At 76.6% G+C, this 16329-nt stretch carries 15 protein-coding genes; 6 read left to right on the top strand and 9 right to left on the bottom strand.

The features are described from left to right. The first annotated feature begins 34 nt into the window (after positions 1 to 34). Positions 35 to 1276 carry an RNA polymerase sigma factor gene (locus ACIA8Q_RS21425; RefSeq protein ID WP_396317554.1) on the top strand — a complete coding sequence of 414 codons (1242 nt, stop codon included), beginning with the start codon at positions 35 to 37 and terminating at the stop codon, positions 1274 to 1276. 64 nt (positions 1277 to 1340) lie between these two features. On the opposite strand, the gene ACIA8Q_RS21420 is transcribed toward ACIA8Q_RS21425, so the two are convergent. Then, a complete protein-coding gene (locus ACIA8Q_RS21420; RefSeq protein ID WP_360214261.1) occupies positions 1341 to 1808 on the bottom strand; it encodes a MarR family transcriptional regulator in 468 nt (155 codons plus the stop codon). 150 nt (positions 1809 to 1958) lie between these two features. Between ACIA8Q_RS21420 and ACIA8Q_RS21415 the strand changes: the two genes are divergently transcribed. Next, the gene (locus ACIA8Q_RS21415; RefSeq protein WP_387904939.1) at positions 1959 to 2741 is read left to right on the top strand and encodes a dioxygenase; all 783 of its coding nucleotides are present in this window, start codon (positions 1959 to 1961) and stop codon (positions 2739 to 2741) included. A gap of 4 nt (positions 2742 to 2745) precedes the next feature. Here the strand turns inward: ACIA8Q_RS21415 and ACIA8Q_RS21410 are convergent, their stop codons facing one another. The 4 genes from ACIA8Q_RS21410 to ACIA8Q_RS21395 form a co-directional block, all read right to left on the bottom strand. Then, on the bottom strand, positions 2746 to 3393 hold the full coding sequence (locus tag ACIA8Q_RS21410) for an NAD(P)-dependent oxidoreductase (RefSeq protein WP_387904936.1): 648 nt from the start codon (positions 3391 to 3393) through the stop codon (positions 2746 to 2748). Positions 3394 to 3563: 170 nt separating this feature from the next. Beyond that, positions 3564 to 3950, bottom strand: coding sequence for a VOC family protein (locus ACIA8Q_RS21405; protein WP_360214180.1), 387 nt, complete (start codon positions 3948 to 3950; stop codon positions 3564 to 3566). 4 nt (positions 3951 to 3954) lie between these two features. Next, entirely contained in the window at positions 3955 to 4512 is a 558-nt protein-coding gene (locus tag ACIA8Q_RS21400; RefSeq protein ID WP_360214178.1) for a GNAT family N-acetyltransferase, read from the bottom strand. After that, on the bottom strand, positions 4509 to 4967 hold the full coding sequence (locus tag ACIA8Q_RS21395; RefSeq protein WP_360214176.1) for a group II truncated hemoglobin: 459 nt from the start codon (positions 4965 to 4967) through the stop codon (positions 4509 to 4511). Before ACIA8Q_RS21395 ends, ACIA8Q_RS21400 begins: the two co-directional genes overlap by 4 nt. 242 nt (positions 4968 to 5209) lie before the next feature. Between ACIA8Q_RS21395 and ACIA8Q_RS21390 the strand changes: the two genes are divergently transcribed. The 3 genes from ACIA8Q_RS21390 to ACIA8Q_RS21380 all read left to right on the top strand — a co-directional run bounded on the left by ACIA8Q_RS21390 (position 5210) and on the right by ACIA8Q_RS21380 (position 8026). Next, positions 5210 to 5977 carry an SDR family NAD(P)-dependent oxidoreductase gene (locus tag ACIA8Q_RS21390; protein WP_396317553.1) on the top strand — a complete coding sequence of 256 codons (768 nt, stop codon included), beginning with the start codon at positions 5210 to 5212 and terminating at the stop codon, positions 5975 to 5977. 32 nt (positions 5978 to 6009) lie between these two features. Next, positions 6010 to 6372: a MerR family transcriptional regulator gene (locus ACIA8Q_RS21385; RefSeq protein ID WP_360214259.1), complete on the top strand. Its 363-nt coding sequence runs from the start codon at positions 6010 to 6012 to the stop codon at positions 6370 to 6372. 118 nt (positions 6373 to 6490) lie between these two features. After that, the gene (locus ACIA8Q_RS21380; protein WP_360214172.1) at positions 6491 to 8026 is read left to right on the top strand and encodes an AMP-binding protein; all 1536 of its coding nucleotides are present in this window, start codon (positions 6491 to 6493) and stop codon (positions 8024 to 8026) included. 88 nt (positions 8027 to 8114) lie between these two features. Here the strand turns inward: ACIA8Q_RS21380 and ACIA8Q_RS21375 are convergent, their stop codons facing one another. Then, positions 8115 to 8936, bottom strand: a complete 822-nt coding sequence (locus tag ACIA8Q_RS21375; RefSeq protein WP_360214170.1) for a LuxR C-terminal-related transcriptional regulator — start codon at positions 8934 to 8936, stop codon at positions 8115 to 8117. Positions 8937 to 9083: 147 nt separating this feature from the next. Here ACIA8Q_RS21375 and ACIA8Q_RS21370 point away from each other — a divergent pair, with 147 nt between their 5' ends. Beyond that, a complete protein-coding gene (locus tag ACIA8Q_RS21370) occupies positions 9084 to 9914 on the top strand; it encodes a TIGR03084 family metal-binding protein (protein WP_360214168.1) in 831 nt (276 codons plus the stop codon). Positions 9915 to 9995: 81 nt separating this feature from the next. Here the strand turns inward: ACIA8Q_RS21370 and ACIA8Q_RS21365 are convergent, their stop codons facing one another. Genes ACIA8Q_RS21365 through ACIA8Q_RS21355 form a run of 3 tightly spaced genes read right to left on the bottom strand, consistent with a single transcriptional unit; the run spans position 9996 to position 15801 of the window. Then, on the bottom strand, positions 9996 to 13265 hold the full coding sequence (locus ACIA8Q_RS21365; protein WP_396317552.1) for an error-prone DNA polymerase: 3270 nt from the start codon (positions 13263 to 13265) through the stop codon (positions 9996 to 9998). Between the two features lie 59 nt (positions 13266 to 13324). Further along, positions 13325 to 15058, bottom strand: coding sequence for a DNA polymerase Y family protein (locus ACIA8Q_RS21360; protein ID WP_396317551.1), 1734 nt, complete (start codon positions 15056 to 15058; stop codon positions 13325 to 13327). A 5-nt stretch (positions 15059 to 15063) separates the two neighbouring features. Then, on the bottom strand, positions 15064 to 15801 hold the full coding sequence (locus ACIA8Q_RS21355; protein WP_360214162.1) for a hypothetical protein: 738 nt from the start codon (positions 15799 to 15801) through the stop codon (positions 15064 to 15066). Positions 15802 to 16329 lie beyond the last annotated feature (528 nt).

The raw sequence follows: 16329 nt of genomic DNA, 5'->3' as shown, positions 1-16329 counted from the left end.
CCTCCCTCTCCGCCGACTGTTCTGATGGGTGGCCGTGACGGAGAGGGACGCGGCGGTCGCCGTCGAGACGGTCTTCAGGATCGAGTCCGGGCGGATCATCGCCGCGGTGACCCGGATCGTGCGGGACGTCGGCATCGCCGAGGAGTTGGCGCAGGACGCCGTGGTGGCCGCGCTGGAGCAGTGGCCGCGGTCGGGCGTGCCGGACAACCCGGGCGCCTGGCTGACGGCCACCGCCAAGCACCGGGCGATCGACCTGGTGCGCCGCCGGGAGGTCTACGCCCGCAAACTCGCCGAGGTGGGGCGGTCCCTGGAGGACGTCCCGGCGCCGGAGCCGGTCGAGCCGGACGACATCGACGACGACCTGCTGCGGCTGATCTTCACCGCCTGCCACCCGGTGCTGGCCACCGAGGCCCGGATCGCGCTCACCCTGCGGCTGCTCGGCGGGCTGACCACCCCGGAGATCGCCCGGGCCTTCCTGGTGTCCGAAGCGACGGTGGCGCAGCGGATCGTCCGGGCCAAGCGGGCGCTGGCCGGGGCCCGGGTGCCGTTCGAGGTGCCGTACGGGGCGGACCGCGCGGAGCGGCTCTCCTCCGTCCTGGAGGTGGTCTACCTGGTCTTCAACGAGGGCTACTCGGCCACCGCGGGGGACGACCTGCTGCGCCCGCAGCTGTGCGAGGACGCGCTGCGGCTGGCCCGGGTGCTGGCCGGACTGATGCCGGGCGAGCCGGAGGTGCACGGGCTGGCCGCCCTGCTGGAGTTCCAGGCCTCCCGGACGGCGGCGCGGACCGGCCCGGACGGACGGCCCGTGCTGCTGGCCGAACAGAACCGGGCCCGCTGGGACGGCCTGCTGATCCGGCGGGGCTTCGACGCACTGGGGCGGGCCGGCACCGGCCCGTACTCGGTGCAGGCCGCGATCGCGGCCTGCCACGCCAAGGCCCGGCGCTACCAGGACACCGACTGGGCGACCATCGCCGCGCTGTACGAGCGGCTGCTGGTGCTGACGCCGTCCCCGGTGGTGGCGCTGAACCGGGCGGTGGCGGTGTCGATGGCCCGCGGGCCGGCGGCCGGGCTGGAGCTGGTGGACGCGCTCGCGGCGGAGCCGGCCCTGCGCGGCTACCACCTGCTGCCCAGCGTGCGCGGTGACCTGCTGGACCGGCTCGGGCGGGCGGCGGAGGCGCGGGCGGAGTTCGAGCGGGCGGCGGAGCTGACCCGCAACGAGCGGGAGCGGGAGCTGCTGCGGGAGCGGGCGGCCGCGACCGGGGACGGGCCGGCCTGAGCCCGCCCGGGGCCGGTCCGGCGGACACGGGGCCGCCGGGCCGGCCAGTTCGTCGGGCGCGCCGTCAGGGAGCGTCGTCGAGGCGCAGCCGGGCACTGACCTCGCCGAGGCCCTCGGCGAGCACCGCGAGCTGCTCGCGGGTGAGCACGTCGATCAGCAGTTCGCGGACCAGGGCGACGTGCCCGGGCGCGGCCTGCCGCAGCGCCTCCCGCCCCTGGTCGGTGAGTTCGGCGAAGACGCCGCGCACGTCGCTGGGGCAGGAGCGGCGGCCGACCAGGCCCATCCGCTCCAGCTGGGTGACCTGGTAGGTGAGGCCGCTCTTGGAGGTGACCAGCTTGTCGGCGAGTTCGGTCATCCGCAGCGACCCGGCCGGGGCGGCGGACAGGTGCACCAGGATCTCGTACTGCTGGTGCGAGAGGCCGGAGTCCTCCTTGAGCTGGCGCTCCAGCCGGCGGTTGAGCAGGTTGCTCGCGACGACGAAGCCCCGCCAGGCGGCCATCTCGTCCTGGTCCAGCCAGCGGGGCTCGTTCAGTGTGGACATGGGGTGAAGCCTACTCCTGTTGTTCAAATTCGAACGAAGGTGTACCGTCGACTCCGAGACGTTCAAATTTGAACTAACCTCGCCGGCCCCACCCGGCACCCCGCCCCCACGCACCCCGGTCCGACCCCGGAGGAGGACGCCATGAGCACCGCGGCTCCCGAGCGCATGCCCGCCCTGTACCTCTCGCACGGCGCGCCGCCGCTCGCCGACGACCCGGTCTGGCCCGGTGAACTGGCCGCCTGGTCCGCCGGCCTGCCCCGGCCCACCGCGGTCCTGATGGTCTCCGCCCACTGGGAGGAGGCCCCGCTCGCCGTCGGCGCCGTCACCACCGTGCCGCTGGTGTACGACTTCTGGGGCTTCCCCGAGCACTACTACCGGGTCCGGTACGGGGCACCCGGCGCTCCGGAGCTCGCCGAGCGCGTCCGCAAACTGCTGCGCGCGCCCGGCACCCCCGTCCAGGACATCCCCGACCGCGGGCTCGACCACGGCGCCTACGTCCCGCTGGTGGAGATGTTCCCGGCGGCCGACGTCCCGGTCCTGCAGATCTCCATGCCCACCCTCGACCCGCAGCGCCTGCTGGAGATCGGCCGCCGGCTCGCCCCGCTGCGCGACGAGGGCGTGCTGGTCATCGGCAGCGGCTTCTTCACCCACAACCTCCGCGCGCTCAGCAGCGAGGGCCGGATCAGCTCGGTGATGGCCGAGTTCGACGACTGGGGCCGGCGCGCCCTGGACGCGCAGGACCTCGACGCCCTGCTCGACTTCGAACGCAAGGCCCCCGCCGGGCGGCTCGCCCACCCGCGCACCGAGCACTTCGCCCCGCTGTTCGTCACGCTCGGCGCCGGCGAGGCCGACCTCGGCAGCCAGCGCAGCGTCATCGACGGGTTCTGGATGGGGCTGGCGAAGCGGTCGATCCAGCTGGGCTGAGGCCTCACGGGGCGCAGCAGGTGAAGCGCTCCCCGATGTGCTCCGGCTGCTCGACCTCGTCGACCAGGGCGACCGCGTAGTCCGGCACCGAGATCCGGCTCCGCCCCCCGGCGTCGGTGAGCAGCTGCTCCAGGCCGGTCCGGTACCGGCCGGTCCGCTCGCCGGGGACCAGCTCGGCGGCCGGGCTGAGCACCGTCCAGCGCACGTCGGCGACCGTCCGGTAGTAGTCCAGGGCGGCGCCGTGCGCGTGCATGATCTGCAGGACCGGCTCCGGCAGGCCCGGTGCGTCCCAGACCCGCACGCCCGGTGCGGTCTCCAGACTGCCCGCCCCGCCCACCGCGACCAGCCGGGGCGCCGCGCCGCCGAGCGAGCGCAGGCCCTCCACCAGCGACCGGGCGGCCGGCTCGACGAGCGCCAGGTGGCCCGGGCCGTCGCCGCCGCCGACGGCGCTGACCAGGACGTCCCGGCCGGCCGCCACCCGGGCCACCTGCGCCGGGTCCAGGACGTCCGCCCGCTCCACGGCGGCGGCGATGCCCCGGTAGCGGGCCGGGTCGCGGACCACGGCGGTGACCTCGTGCCCGCGCGCCGCCGCCTCCGTGACGACCGCGCCGCCGATGGAGCCGCCGGCGCCGATCACGGCGATCCTGGCCATGGGGGTACCTGCCGTTCCTCCGGGGCGGGGCGTCACCGCAGGGCTGACGCCGGATAGGTCCGATTATCAGACGGAGTCCCCGTGCGGGCCCGGGGCGGCGGCCTGTCGTGTGACGGCCCGCCCCGCGGGAGGGGCCGTCACGGAGCCGCGGACGGACCGGCGGCGGGCCGTCAGGCGCCGTCGGTGGCGGCCCGCTCGGCCCGGCTGCGCTCGACGCAGAACTCGTTGCCCTCAGGGTCCCCCAGGGTGACCCAGCCCTTCCCGTCCGGGGTGCGGCGGTCGGCCAGCACGGTGGCGCCCAGGGCGACCACGCGCGCCACCTCCTCGTCCCGGCCGCGGTCCTGCGGCTGCAGGTCGAGGTGGAGGCGGTTCTTCACCGACCTGCCCTCGGGCACCCGGATGAACAGCAGCGAGGCGCCCGCGGACTCCACCACCGCCTCCGGGTCCCCCGGGTGGTCGTCCTCGCCCAGGGTGCCGTCCAGCACCAGCGCCCAGAACCGGGCGAGCTCGTACGGGTCGGCGCAGTCGATCGTCACATGTCGTACCAGAGAAGCCATCCGGCTACTCTGACCGGCCGTCTCCCGATCCGTCCAGCCGATTCCGGGAGTGCCGGTGGCCGTCCAGCGGGAACTCCGGCGGCAGGGCCGTCAGCACCTCCCGGAGGGCGTAGCCGCTCTTGACCGCCACCCGGCAGGAGGCCCGGTTGTCCACCTGGTGCAGCAGGTCGATCCGGTCCAGGCCCTCGGCGGCGAAGGCCCGGAACGCCCAGGCCGTCACCGCCTCCACGGCCCGCGGGGCCACCCCCCGGCCGCGGGCCGCGGCCGCCGTCCAGTAGCCCACCTCGGCCACCGGCCCGCCCGGGACGCCGCGCTTGAGCGCGACGTTGGCGACGAGCACCCCCTCCTCCAGGACCGCGAAGCTGTACCGGGTGCCCTCCGCCCGGCCCCGCTCCTGCAGGCCCAGCCAGTGCGCGGCCTGCTCGGCGTCGTCCACCGGGACCCGGGTGAAGCGGCGCAGCGTCGCGTCCCGGTAGGCCTCGACCAGGGCCGGCGCGTCCCCCTCCACGAAGGGGCGCAGCAGCAGGCCCCGGGCCCGCGGACCGGCGGCGGCGACCGTCACTGCAGACCCTCCCAGCCCCAGCGCGGGGTCGGGCCCGGGTCCCCCAGGTCGGTTCCGGCCGGGGAGGCCGAGACGTCCTCGGCGATCCTGGTGCCCCAGTCGAAGTACTCCAGCACCCGGCGCCGCAGCAGCTCGTCCTCGGGCAGCTCCGCCCGCACGGCGTCGGCCATCAGCTCCATCCAGCGCAGCCGCTGCTCCTCGGTGATGGCCAGGCCCAGGTGCGAGCGGAGCAGCGACTGGTGGCCGCCGAGGTCGGCGGTGAAGCGGGCCGGGCCGCCGAAGACCTCGGCCAGCCAGACCGCGACGTGCTCGACGTGCGCGGTGGTGAAGCCGGCGAAGACCGGCGCGAGCAGGGGGTCGGCGAGGACCCCCTCGTAGAAGGTGCGGCTGAGGCGGCGCAGCGCCTCCAGGCCGCCGACGGCCTCGTAGAGGTTCGTCGAGCGTTCGTCGCCCATGGCAGTTCTCCCCGTGGTTCGCGTGCGGGACTCCGCGTGCTGCGCCCTTCCTAACAGGTGGACGGCCGCTCCGGCGCACCGGTCGGCGTCTGTTCGCGCCGGGCTCAGCAAGTGGAACGCCGGCCTCCCCGCCGGTGGGGAGGCCGGCGGGAGGCCGACTGGGAGGCCGGCGGGAAGGCGCCCGCCCGCTCGACCCCGCCCGCTTGACCCTGCCACTGGCGGCAGGCTCGCAGACTCGGGGCATGGACGACGAGCAGAGGGAACGGCAGCGGGTCGTGGTGGTCACCGGGGCGGGGACGGGCATCGGGCGGGAGACCGCCCGGGCGTTCGCCGCGCAGGGCCCGGGGGTGCGGGTGGTGGCGGTCGGGCGGCGGCCCGAACCGCTGGAAGGGACGGCGGCCGCGCATCCGGAGCGGATCCTGCCGCTGGTCGCGGACGTCACCGGGCCGGGTGCCCCGGAGGCGATCGTGCGGGAGGCCACGGAGCGGTACGGCCGGCTGGACGTACTGGTCAACAACGCGGCGGTCGTCGGCGGCGGGGAGCTCGGCGGCCTCACCCGGGAGCGCGTCGGGGCCCTGCTCGCCACCAACCTGGTCGCCCCCGTGCTGCTCGGCCAGGCCGCGCTGCCCGCGCTCACCCGGAGCCGGGGCGTGATCGTCAACATCAGCACCGCCGTCGGTCAGCGCGGCTGGCCGCGGGACTCGGTGTACGCGGCGGGCAAGGCCGCACTGGAGTCGGTCACCCGCAGCTGGGCCGTCCAGCTGGCGCCGCGCGGTGTCCGGGTGGTGGCGGTGGCGCCGGGCGCGGTGGACACGCCGATCGGCGAGCACACCGGGCTGGGCCCCGAACAGCTGGCGGCGCTGCGTGCCTGGCAGGTCGCGCACACCCCGCTGGGCCGGATCGCGCAGCCCGCCGAGATCGCCTGGGCGGTCACCCAACTCGCCTCACCGCAGGCCTCGTTCGTCACCGGGGTAGTGTTCTCGGTGGACGGGGGCGCGCTCGTGATGTGACGCGCCGTGCAGCGGGAACGGGGGCCGTGCGGGTGCGGATCGGTGAGCTGGCCGAGCGGACGGACACGACGCCGCGCATCCTGCGGCACTACGAGCAGGCCGGGCTGATCGGCTCCGAGCGGTCCGCCAACGGGTACCGGGAGTACGGGGAGCAGGCCGCCGTCCGGGTGCGCAACATCCGCGCGCTGGTCGCGGCCGGGTTCACCCTGGAGGACGTCCGCCCCTTCCTCGGCTGCCTGGACGGCGACGTGCTGGCGCAGGCTCCGTCCGCGGAGGCGCTGCGGATCGCCCGGGAGCGGCTTGCCGTCATGGAGCGCCGGATCGCCGCGCAGACCGAGGCCCGGGACCGGCTGGTCGCGGCCCTCGCGGCGGCCGGGGCGCACCCGAAAGCGTGACCCCGGCACCCGGGCGGGTGGCCCGGGCGGCGCCGGCACCGGCGGACGGGGACGCCCGCGCGGGCGACACCCCCGATCGGGGGTATGCGGCGGGCGGCCCGGGGAGGACAGTGGGCGCATGCAGATTCCACTCTCCGTGATGGACTTCCTCGACCGGGCCGAGCTGGTCTACGGCGACCGGGTCGGCATCGTCGACGAGCCGGTGCAGCCGGCCGAATCCTGGGGCGAGCTGAGCTACCGCCGGGTCGCCGAACTGGCCCGGGCGCAGGCGGCCGGGTTGGACCGGCTGGGCGTCGGGCCCGGCGAGCGGGTCGCCGTCGTGTCGCACAACTCGGCCCGGCTGATGACCGCCCTGTTCGGGGTGAGCGGCCACGGGCGGGTGCTGGTGCCGGTGAACTTCCGGCTGCGCGCCGAGGAGGTGGCGTACATCGTCGAGCAGAGCGGCGCGTCCGTCCTGCTGGTCGACCCGGAACTCGCCGACTCCCTGCACGGGGTGACGGCCAAGCACACCTTCACGCTCGGCGCGGACAGCGACGCCCTGCTGTACGACTTCGACCACGCCCCCCGGCGGTACGAGCTCTCCGAGAACGACACCGCCACGATCAACTACACCAGCGGAACCACCGCCCGCCCCAAGGGCGTCCAGCTCACCCACCGCAACATCTGGCTGAACGCGGTGCTGATGGGCCTGCACTACGGCGCGAGCGACCGGGACGTCTACCTGCACACCCTGCCGATGTTCCACGCCAACGGCTGGGGGCTGCCGTTCTCGCTCACCGGGCTCGGTGCCCGGCACATCGTGCTGCGCAAGGTGGACGGCGCGGAGATCCTGCGCCGGGTCGAGCGGCACGGGGTGACCTTCCTGTCCGGGGCGCCCGCCGTCGTCCAGATGGTGCTGGACGCGGCCGCCGACTGGGACGGCCCGGTGCCCGGCCGCGACCGGGTGCGGATGATCGTGGCCGGCGCGCCGCCGCCGACCTCCGTGGTGCAGCAGGTCGAGGAGCAGCTGGGCTGGGAGTTCATGCAGCTCTACGGCCTGACCGAGACCTCCCCCGTGGTCACCGTCAACCGCTCGCGCGCCGAGTGGGACGCCCTGCCCGCCGCCGAGCGGGCCGAGCGGCTGGTGCAGGCCGGCGCGCCGGCGATCGGCACCCGGCTGCGGGTGGACCCGTCCGGCGAGGTGCTGGTGCGCTCCAACACCGTGCTGGACGGCTACTGGCAGCAGCCCGAGGCCACCGCCGAGGCGCTCCGGGACGGCTGGTTCCACACCGGTGACGGCGGAACCCTCACCGACGGCCAGCTGACCATCTCGGACCGGAAGAAGGACGTCATCATCAGCGGCGGGGAGAACGTCTCCTCGATCGAGGTCGAGGACTGCCTGTACAGCCACCCGGCGGTCGCCGAGGCCGCGGTGATCGGCGTGCCGGACGAGAAGTGGGGCGAGACCGTCAAGGCACTGGTGGTGCTCCGGGAGGGCCGGGAGGCCGTCACCGAGGCCGAGCTGATCGCGCACTGCAAGCAGCGGCTGGCCGGCTACAAGTCCCCCACCTCGGTGGAGTTCCGGGAGGCCCTCCCGCGCACGGCCACCGGCAAGCTGCAGAAGTTCCGGCTGCGCGAGCCGTACTGGTCGGGGCGCGGACGGCAGGTCAACTGACCCGGCGCGGACGGCGGGTCGACCGGGCCGGCGCGGACCGCGGGTCGGCCGACCCGGCACAGGGGGCGGGTCGGCCGACCGGCTCCGGTCAGTCGACCAGGCCGGACTCCCGGGCCGCCACGGCGAGTTCGGTCCGGTTGCGGACCCCCAGCTTGTGCATGGCGGACTTCAGGTAGCCCGTCACGGTGTTGCAGGTCAGCCCAAGCCGGGCGGCGATCTCCGGGTTGGTCCGGCCGGTCGCCGCCCAGCGCAGCACCTCGTGCTCGCGCGGGGTCAACGGCCGTACGGGGGCGGTCCGTCCGGAGCCTGCCGGCCCGGCGCCCGGCCCGGCGCCCGGCCGTGCGGACTCCGGGCGGCCCCAGGCCGCGGCGCCGGCGAGCGCCCGGGTGGCGGTCGCCGCGAGCCGGCCAACGGCCGCGATCCGGACGTCCCCGAACGGGACGACGGCGCGCAGCGAGGCGTACACCACGCCGTACACGGTGCCGCCGTGCAGCAGCGGCACGGTGAGCATCGCGTACAGGCCCTCGGCACTGACGGCGGCGTCGTGGTGGTGCGAGATCGTGGTGGCGGCACGGTAGTCGGGCACCCAGCTGGGTGCCCGCTCGGCCAGCGCCCGCCCGCCCAGCCCGGTGCCGGTCGGGACGGGGCGGTCGTGCAGCAGGTCCGCCCGGGTGCCCGCCCAGTGCCGCAGCACCAGGCCGTCCTCGCCCGCGCGGTGCCCGGGCACCGCCACCGGCAGCGGCTCGGGCACGCCCACCAGGCCGACGTCCGCCCCGCACTGCGCCACCACCCGGCGGGCGAGGTCGCCCAGCACCGCGTCCCGCACCAACTCGGCGGCGCGCGCGCCGATCCCGGGGTCGTCCGCGGGCGTCGGCCTGGGGGTGTCCGCGGCCCTGGGGTCCGTCTTCACCGCGAGATTGTCACACGCGCCACGGCCGCTGGCGAGAGGTCCGACGTGCGGGTTCCGCGGAGTTCCGGGCGGGCCGGCCGGGCCCGGCGTAGGGTGCGGCCGTGGATTACCGGCGGGTAATGCGCCGGGACCGGAGGAAGGGAACCGATGACGGATCCGAACGCCCCGACACCGCCCGCGGCGGACGTCCTGACCGGGCTGCTCGACGACCTGCGGGCCGAGAGCGCGGTGCTGGACGCCCTGGTCGCCGACCTGCCCGCGGACGGCTGGGCCCGCCCGACCCCCGCCGAGGGCTGGACCGTCGCGCACCAGATCGCCCACCTGGCCTGGACCGACGACTGGACCGCCCTCGCCGCCCGCGACGCGGAGGGCTTCGGCACGGCGCTCGGCGAGCACTTCGGCGCGCTGCTGGACGCCGGCACCGACCCGGTGGAGGCCGGTGCCGCGGAGGGGGCGGCGGCCGCACCGGCGGCCCTGCTGGCCCGCTGGCGGGCCGGCCGGGAGGCGGCGCTGGCCGCGCTGGCCGCCGCCCCGGCCGACCAGCGGCTGCCCTGGTTCGGCCCGCCGATGAAGCCCGCCTCGATGGCCACCGCGCGACTGATGGAGACCTGGGCGCACGGCCAGGACGTCGCCGACGCGCTGGGGGTGGTGCGGGAGCCGACCGACCGGCTGCGGCACATCGCCCACCTGGGGCTGCGCACCCTCGGCTTCGCCTTCCAGCTGCGCGGACTGCCCGTGCCGGAGCAGCCGGTGCGCCTCGAACTGACCGCCCCCGACGGCGGGTCGTGGACCTTCGGCCCGGCCGGGGCGACGGACCTGGTGGCCGGGCCCGCACTGGACTTCTGCCTGCTGGTGACCCAGCGCCGCCACCGCGACGACCTCGCCCTCACCGCCACCGGCCCGGTCGCCACCGCCTGGCTGCCGATCGCCCAGGCCTTCGCCGGGGCGCCGGGGAAGGGACGGGACGCGGGCGCCTGACGCGTTCGGTGGGGCGGCCCGCCCACCCCCGGCGAACGCGTCGGGGGCGGGCTTCGGCGCAGGCCTCGGAGGGCGCAGGCCTCAGAGGCCGATCCGCAGCGGGGTGAGGCGGGTCGCGATCAGGTTGGTGGCGCCGCGGTCGCGCTCGACGTGGCCGTGCACCAGCAGGCCGGCCCGGTCCAGGGCGGTGCGGCGCTGGGACTCCCAGACCGGGCGGTTGCAGATCACGTTGATCAGGCCGGTCTCGTCCTCCAGGCTGAGGAAGAGCACCCCGCCGGCCGTCGGCGGCCGCTGCCGGTGGGTGACCAGGCCGCCGACCACCACCGCCGTCCCCGGCGGCACGTCCGGGAGCTGGGCGGCGGACAGGGCGCCGCCGCGCTCCAGGTGGGTGCGCAGGTGCTGGAGCGGGTGGCTGGTGGCGGAGGTGCCGGTGGCCCACAGGTCGGCGATGGTCGCCTCGACCGGGCTCAGCTCGGGCAGCTCCGGTGCCTCGGTGCCGGGCGTGGTGCCGGGGATCACCCCGTCCGATATCCCGGCGAACGCCCCTGCCGACCAGAGCGCCTGACGGCGCGTCAGGCCGAAGCAGTCGAAGGCCCCCGCCGTCGCCAGCGCCTCCAGGACCGGCGCGGGCAGGGCGGTGCGACGGGCGAAGTCCTCCAGGTCGGCGTACGGCCGCCCGGCCGCGATCGCCTCGGCCTGCGGGGTGCCGATGCCGCGCACCGTCTCCAGGCCGAGCCGGATCGCCGGCTGCGGGCGGCCCGCGGTCAGCGGCGGCTTCGGGGTCGGCCCCCGGTACGGCTCCAGGGTGGGCCGCGGCCCGCTGGCGTTGACGTCCACCCCGCGCACCCGCACGCCGTGCCGCCGCGCGTCCGAGACCAGGCTGAGCGGCGAGTAGAAGCCCATCGGCTGGTTGGCCAGCAGCGCGCACGCGAAGGCCGCCGGGAAGTGGTACTTGAGCCAGGCGCTGGCGTACACCAGGTAGGCGAAGCTGATCGCGTGGCTCTCCGGGAAGCCGTAGTTGGAGAACGCCTCGATCTTGCCGTAGACGTCCTCGGCCACCTCCGGCGGGATGCCGCGCTCGGCCATCCCGGTGAGCAGCCTCTCGCGCAGTTCGGCGACCCGCTCGTGCGAGCGCTTGGCACCCATCGCCTGCCGCAGCCGGTCGGCCTCGGGAGGGGTGAACCCCGCGCAGTCGATGGCCAGTTGCATCATCTGCTCCTGGAACAGCGGCACCCCGAGGGTCTTGCCGAGCGCGTTCTCCATCAGCGGGTGCGGGCAGCCGGGCGGCTCGGCCCCGGCGCGGCGGCGCAGGTACGGGTGGACGGAGCCGCCCTGGATCGGCCCGGGCCGGATCAGCGCCACCTCGACCACCAGGTCGTAGAAGTGGTCCGGCTTGAGCCGGGGCAGCGTCGCCATCTGCGCCCGCGACTCGACCTGGAACACCCCGACGGTGTCCGCCCGGCGCAGCATCGCGTACACGCCCGGGTCGTCGTCCGGGATGCCGGCCAGGTCGTAGCGCAGGCCGTGGTGCTCGGCGACCAGGTCGCAGGCGTCGTGCAGCGCCGCGAGCATGCCGAGGCCGAGCAGGTCGATCTTCACCAGCCCGGCGCCGGCGGTGGACTCCTTGTCCCACTGCAGCACCGAACGCCCGGGCATCCGGGCCCACTCGGTCGGGCAGATCTCGCCGATCGGCTCCCTGGTGAGCACCATGCCGCCCGAGTGGATGCCCAGGTGCCGCGGCAGGCCGTGGAGTTGGGCGGCGAGCGCGAGCACGTCGGCGGGGATCACGGCGTCCGCCCCGGGCGCGGAGCGGAAGTCGGTCTGCCGGCTGAACGCGTCCACCTGGCCCTGCGGGTAGCCGAGCACCCGGGCCGCGTCGCGGATCGCCAGCCGCGGCCGGTAGGTGATCACGTTGGCGACCTGCGCGGCGTGCTCGCGGCCGTAACGGCGGTAGACGTACTGGATGACCTCCTCGCGGCGGCGGTTCTCGATGTCCAGGTCGATGTCGGGCGGCCCGTCCCGCGCGGTGGACAGGAAGCGCTCGAACAGCAGCCGGTAGTGGACCGGGTCGACGGCGGTGATCCCCAGCGCGTAGCAGACCGCCGAGTTGGCCGCCGAGCCGCGGCCCTGGCACCAGATGTCCTCCCGGCGGCAGAAGTCGACGATGTCGTGCACGATCAGGAAGTAGCCGGCCAGGTCGAGGTCCTCGATGACGTCCAGCTCCTTGGCGAGCTGGCGCCGGGCGGCCGCGTTGCCGGGCCCGAAGCGCGCCGGGCCGCCGGCGGCGACCAGGGCTCGCAGGTGGCCGATCTCGGTCTCGCCCGCCGGGACGGGGAAGCCCGGGAGCTCGGGGTCCAGCCGGGCGAAGTCGAAGGCGCAGGCGCGGCCCAGTTCGGCGGTGGCCCGCCGCACCCCCGGGAAGCGGGCCAGCCGGGCCGCCATCTCGCGGCCGGAGCGCAGGTGCGCGGTGCCGGCGGCCCGCGTCCAGCCGGCCGCGTCCTGCAGGGTGCGGCGTCCGCGCAGCGCGGCCAGGCTCTGCGCGAGCCGGCCCTGGGCGGGGCCCGCGTGGTGGGCGTTGGTGGAGGCGACGGCGGTCAGGCCGTGCTCGGCGGCGAGCGCGGCGAGGGCGTCGTTGCGCCGGTCGTCACCGGGCAGCCACTGGTCGATCAGCTCGACGTGGACGCTGTCGCGGCCGAACGCCTCCACCAGGGTGTCCAGCCGCCGCCCGGCGGTGCCGTCCCCGAGCCCGGCCGGGACCCGGCCGAGCCGGCAGCCGGTGAGCACCGCCCAGTGGCCGCCGTGCGCCCCGGCCAGCGCCGCCAGGTCGTACGCCGGGCGGCCCTTCGCCCCGCCCGCCAGCTGGGCGGCGGCGATCGCGGCGGAGAGCCGGCGGTAGCCGTCCGGGTCGCGGGCCAGCACCAGCAGGTGCTCGTCCCCGGCACCGTCGTGACGGATCGTCAGCTCGGCGCCGAACGCGGTGGCCACGCCCGTGCCGCGGGCCGCCCCGGCCAGCCGGACCGCACCGTACAGGCCGTCGTGGTCGGTGATCGCCAGGGTCTCCACCCCCAGCCGGGCCGCCTCGGCGACCAGGTCCTCCGGGTCGCTGGCGCCGTCCAGGAAGCTGAAGGCGGAGTGGACGTGCAGCTCGGCCCAGGGCTCGTCGGCGGGGGCACCGGGGCCGTCGCCGGAACCTCCGGGGCGCCCCGGGCCGCCGGGGTGTCCCGGGCCCTCGGGGGCGGCGTCCTGCCGGGCGGGGCGGTGCAGGGGGACGACCGTGCGGTCCGGCGCCGCGCCGGCCAGGCGGCGGTGCAGCTCGCTCCAGGGGACGGTGGGGTGGCTGGTGAAGCCCATCGGGAGTCGCCTTCGTCGTTCTCGTGCTCGGATCCCCCCCCACAGGGCCCGGCCGCCGGTCAGTCGTAACCGGCCTCCAGGTACCACGCACCCCCCTCCACGGTGAGCAGCAGCGCCCGGCCGCCACCCACCACCACCTGGAACCGCGCCCGGCGACGGGCGAGCGCCTGGTCCCACCAGTACTCGACCGCCGGCCAGGGCCCGGTCCAGCCTTCCACCCGCTCCTCCCGCCCCTGGAACACCACCAGCACCGGCCGGGCCGACACCCCCGCCCGGCCGTCCACCGTCACCGGCAGCCCGGCCCCGTCCAGCACCCGCACCGGCGCCGGATCCCGCAGCACCACCGCCGGCCACACGTCCGGCAGCCGCCCCGGCCACGGCGCGTCGGCCGGCGCCGCCGCCTCGTACGGCTCGCCCCACGGCACCTTCACCGCCTGCTCACCCGGGCCCCGGCCGCCCGACGGCTCGATCCGGCGCAGCCCGGCGTGCCCGAGCACCGCCTGCACCCGGGCCACCGCCCGCTCGACCCGGTCGTCCGCGACCGCCTGCCCCCACAGCGCCAACTGGCGCCCCTGGTCCGGGGAGAGGCCGTCCGGGGCCAGCCGGAGCAGGGTGAAGCCGCCGCCCTCCCCGGACACCGACGCCGCGAAGGTGCCCGCGCCCTGCCAGGCCTGGAGCTGCCAGCGGACCCGCTCGGCCAGCGCCGTCGCCGACAGCCGCCCCTCGTGCCGCCACAGCCGCGAGGCCGCCCGCCCGTCCGCGCAGACCACCTCGACGGCCACCCGCCGACAGGTCAGCCCGGCCCCCGCCAGCCGCTGGTGCAGGCGCTCCGCCAGCGTGCGGGCCACGAACACCAGGGGCTCGGCCAGCGGCTCGGGCGGGTCGAAGCGCTGCTCGACGGCGAGGTCCGGCTCCTGGTCGCGCGGCACCAGCGGGCGCGGCTGCAGACCGCGGGCCAGCCGGTGCGCGACCGTCCCGACCGGGCCGAACCGGTCCGCGACCGCCTCGGGCGGCAGCGCCGCGAACGCCCCGACGGTCGGCAGGCCGAGCCGCCCCAGCAGCTCCGCCAACGCCTCGTCGCCGAGCGCACCCACCGGGTAGGGCGCGAGGAACTCGGCGGTCCGCCCCTGCGGCACCAGCACCCCGGCCCGGGCGGCGAGCACGGCGGCGAACAGGCCGTCGGCCACGCCGACGTGGGCGGTCGGGGGCTCCGGGGCGGGTGCCGGGGCGGTCGCGGGCTCCGCGGCGGGTTCCGGGGCGGTCGGGGTAGGGGTCGGGGTAAGGGTCGGGGCGGGCTCGGGTACGGGCTCCGCGCCGGGGACGGCGTCCGGGACCGGCCGCCGCGCCAGCGCCTCCGCGACCGCCGTCCCGACCTTGGCCGCCAGCGCCTCCTCACCGCCGAAGTAGCGGCCCGGCCCCTTCACCGGGATCGCGCACAGACCGGGTCGGATCACCTCCACCCGGGGCGTGAACGCCTCCACCGCCGCGACCACCGGCTCGAAGCGGCGGGTCTCCGCCTCCGGGTCACGGTCGCGCAGTTCCAGCGCCGGGCAGAGCCGCTGGGCCAGCTTGAGCCGCTGCCCCTGCCGGACCCCGGCCGCCCGGGCCCCGGCCGAACAGGCGAGGATCCGCCCGCCCTCGGTCACGGCCACCGGGTCGTCGCCGGTCACCGCCACCACCGGCCAGTCCGGGCACCAGACCACCAGCACCCGCGGCGTCCGGTCGGCGTCCTCCGTCGTGCCGCGCGCGCCGCTCGTGCTGTTCGTGCCGCTCGTGCCGCTCGTGCTGCTCATGCCGTTCACACCACCGCCGCCTGCTCGAGCGGCCGCGGCCCGGTCGCGCGCGGGCCTGCCGTGACCGGATGTGCCGTGACCGGACGGTCCGGGGCGAGGTGGTCCAGGACCGGGTGCTCCAGGGCCTGCGGTTCCCGGACCGGCCGCACCGCGCCGTGCTCGTCCGGCAGCCAGAGCCGGGCGGTCCGCCCGCGCACCGCCGAACCGCGCCCCTCGGCCACCACCTCGACCTGTCGGCCGGCGAGCTGCCCGTAGCCGTCCCCCAGCCCGAACCAGCGCCCGGACCGCACCCCCAGCCGCAGCACCGCCCCCGGCCAGGGCCCGGCCACCAGCAGCACGCACCCGCTGCGCCGCAGCACCGCCGCCAGCCGGGCGGCCAGCTTCGGCGCCACCGGGCCGTCCGGGCGCAGCATGACCAGCTCGACCGCACCGGCCAGCACCGAGACCACCTCGGCCCAGTGCGGCCCCGGGTCGTCGGCGACCAGCAGCCGCCGCAGGTCCAGCCCGTACCCCTCGGCCGCGGCCAGGCCCAGCTCCGGCAGGCCGACGGCCGCGGCCCAGCCGCCCTCCGTCTCCTTCACCCCGGCCGCCAGCGCCAGCAGCAGCCCGGTGTCCCCGCCCGCCACCGACACCGCCGCACCCCTGCGCAGCCCGCCGTCCGGCAGCACCTCGCGCAGCGCGGGCGGCACCGGGAGCAGCCCGCGGCCGGCCGGCCCGTCCCCCGGCACGGCGGTCGACGCCACCGGCCGGAGCGTCGGCCGCTCGGCAGCAGATTCGAAAACAGATTCGATTACGGGCACACCCCCAGGATCGAACATTCGTTCGCAAAGATTCAAGTCCGACCAGGCCACCCCACCCGTCACGCTCCGTGACAGCCGGACGGTCGGCGACCCGAGAGGCCCTGCGGCTGCGGGCGACACCGCCCCGGCGCCGGCCGCGGACGGGCGCGAAGCCGATCCGGAACAGGCCGGTCGCCACCACCGGAGGCATCCGCCGAACGGCGGACGGCAGGCGGCGCCCGGCGGGGAAGCCGGCCACCGGGGGATCCCGCCGGATCGGGAGCCCCCACCCCACCCCACCCGGAGCCGGCACTCCTCGCCGGACGGCCACGGCAGGCAGGCCGGGAGGCCGCACCGGGCGAGTGAGCGCCACGCCCCCGAACAACCCACCCCCACCGGACGACGAACTCAACGGCCGACGACTGCGCGACGAGTGACCGACAGTCACCACTCAACCGACATCGGCATCCGGCGGCCCTCCGCCGGAGCGGG

The sequence above is a fragment of the Kitasatospora sp. NPDC051705 genome (assembly GCF_044453265.1).
GTDB lineage: Bacteria > Actinomycetota > Actinomycetes > Streptomycetales > Streptomycetaceae > Kitasatospora.
The sequence above is the reverse complement of the archived record's forward strand: the minus strand, read 5'-3'. Positions and strand labels throughout refer to the sequence as shown.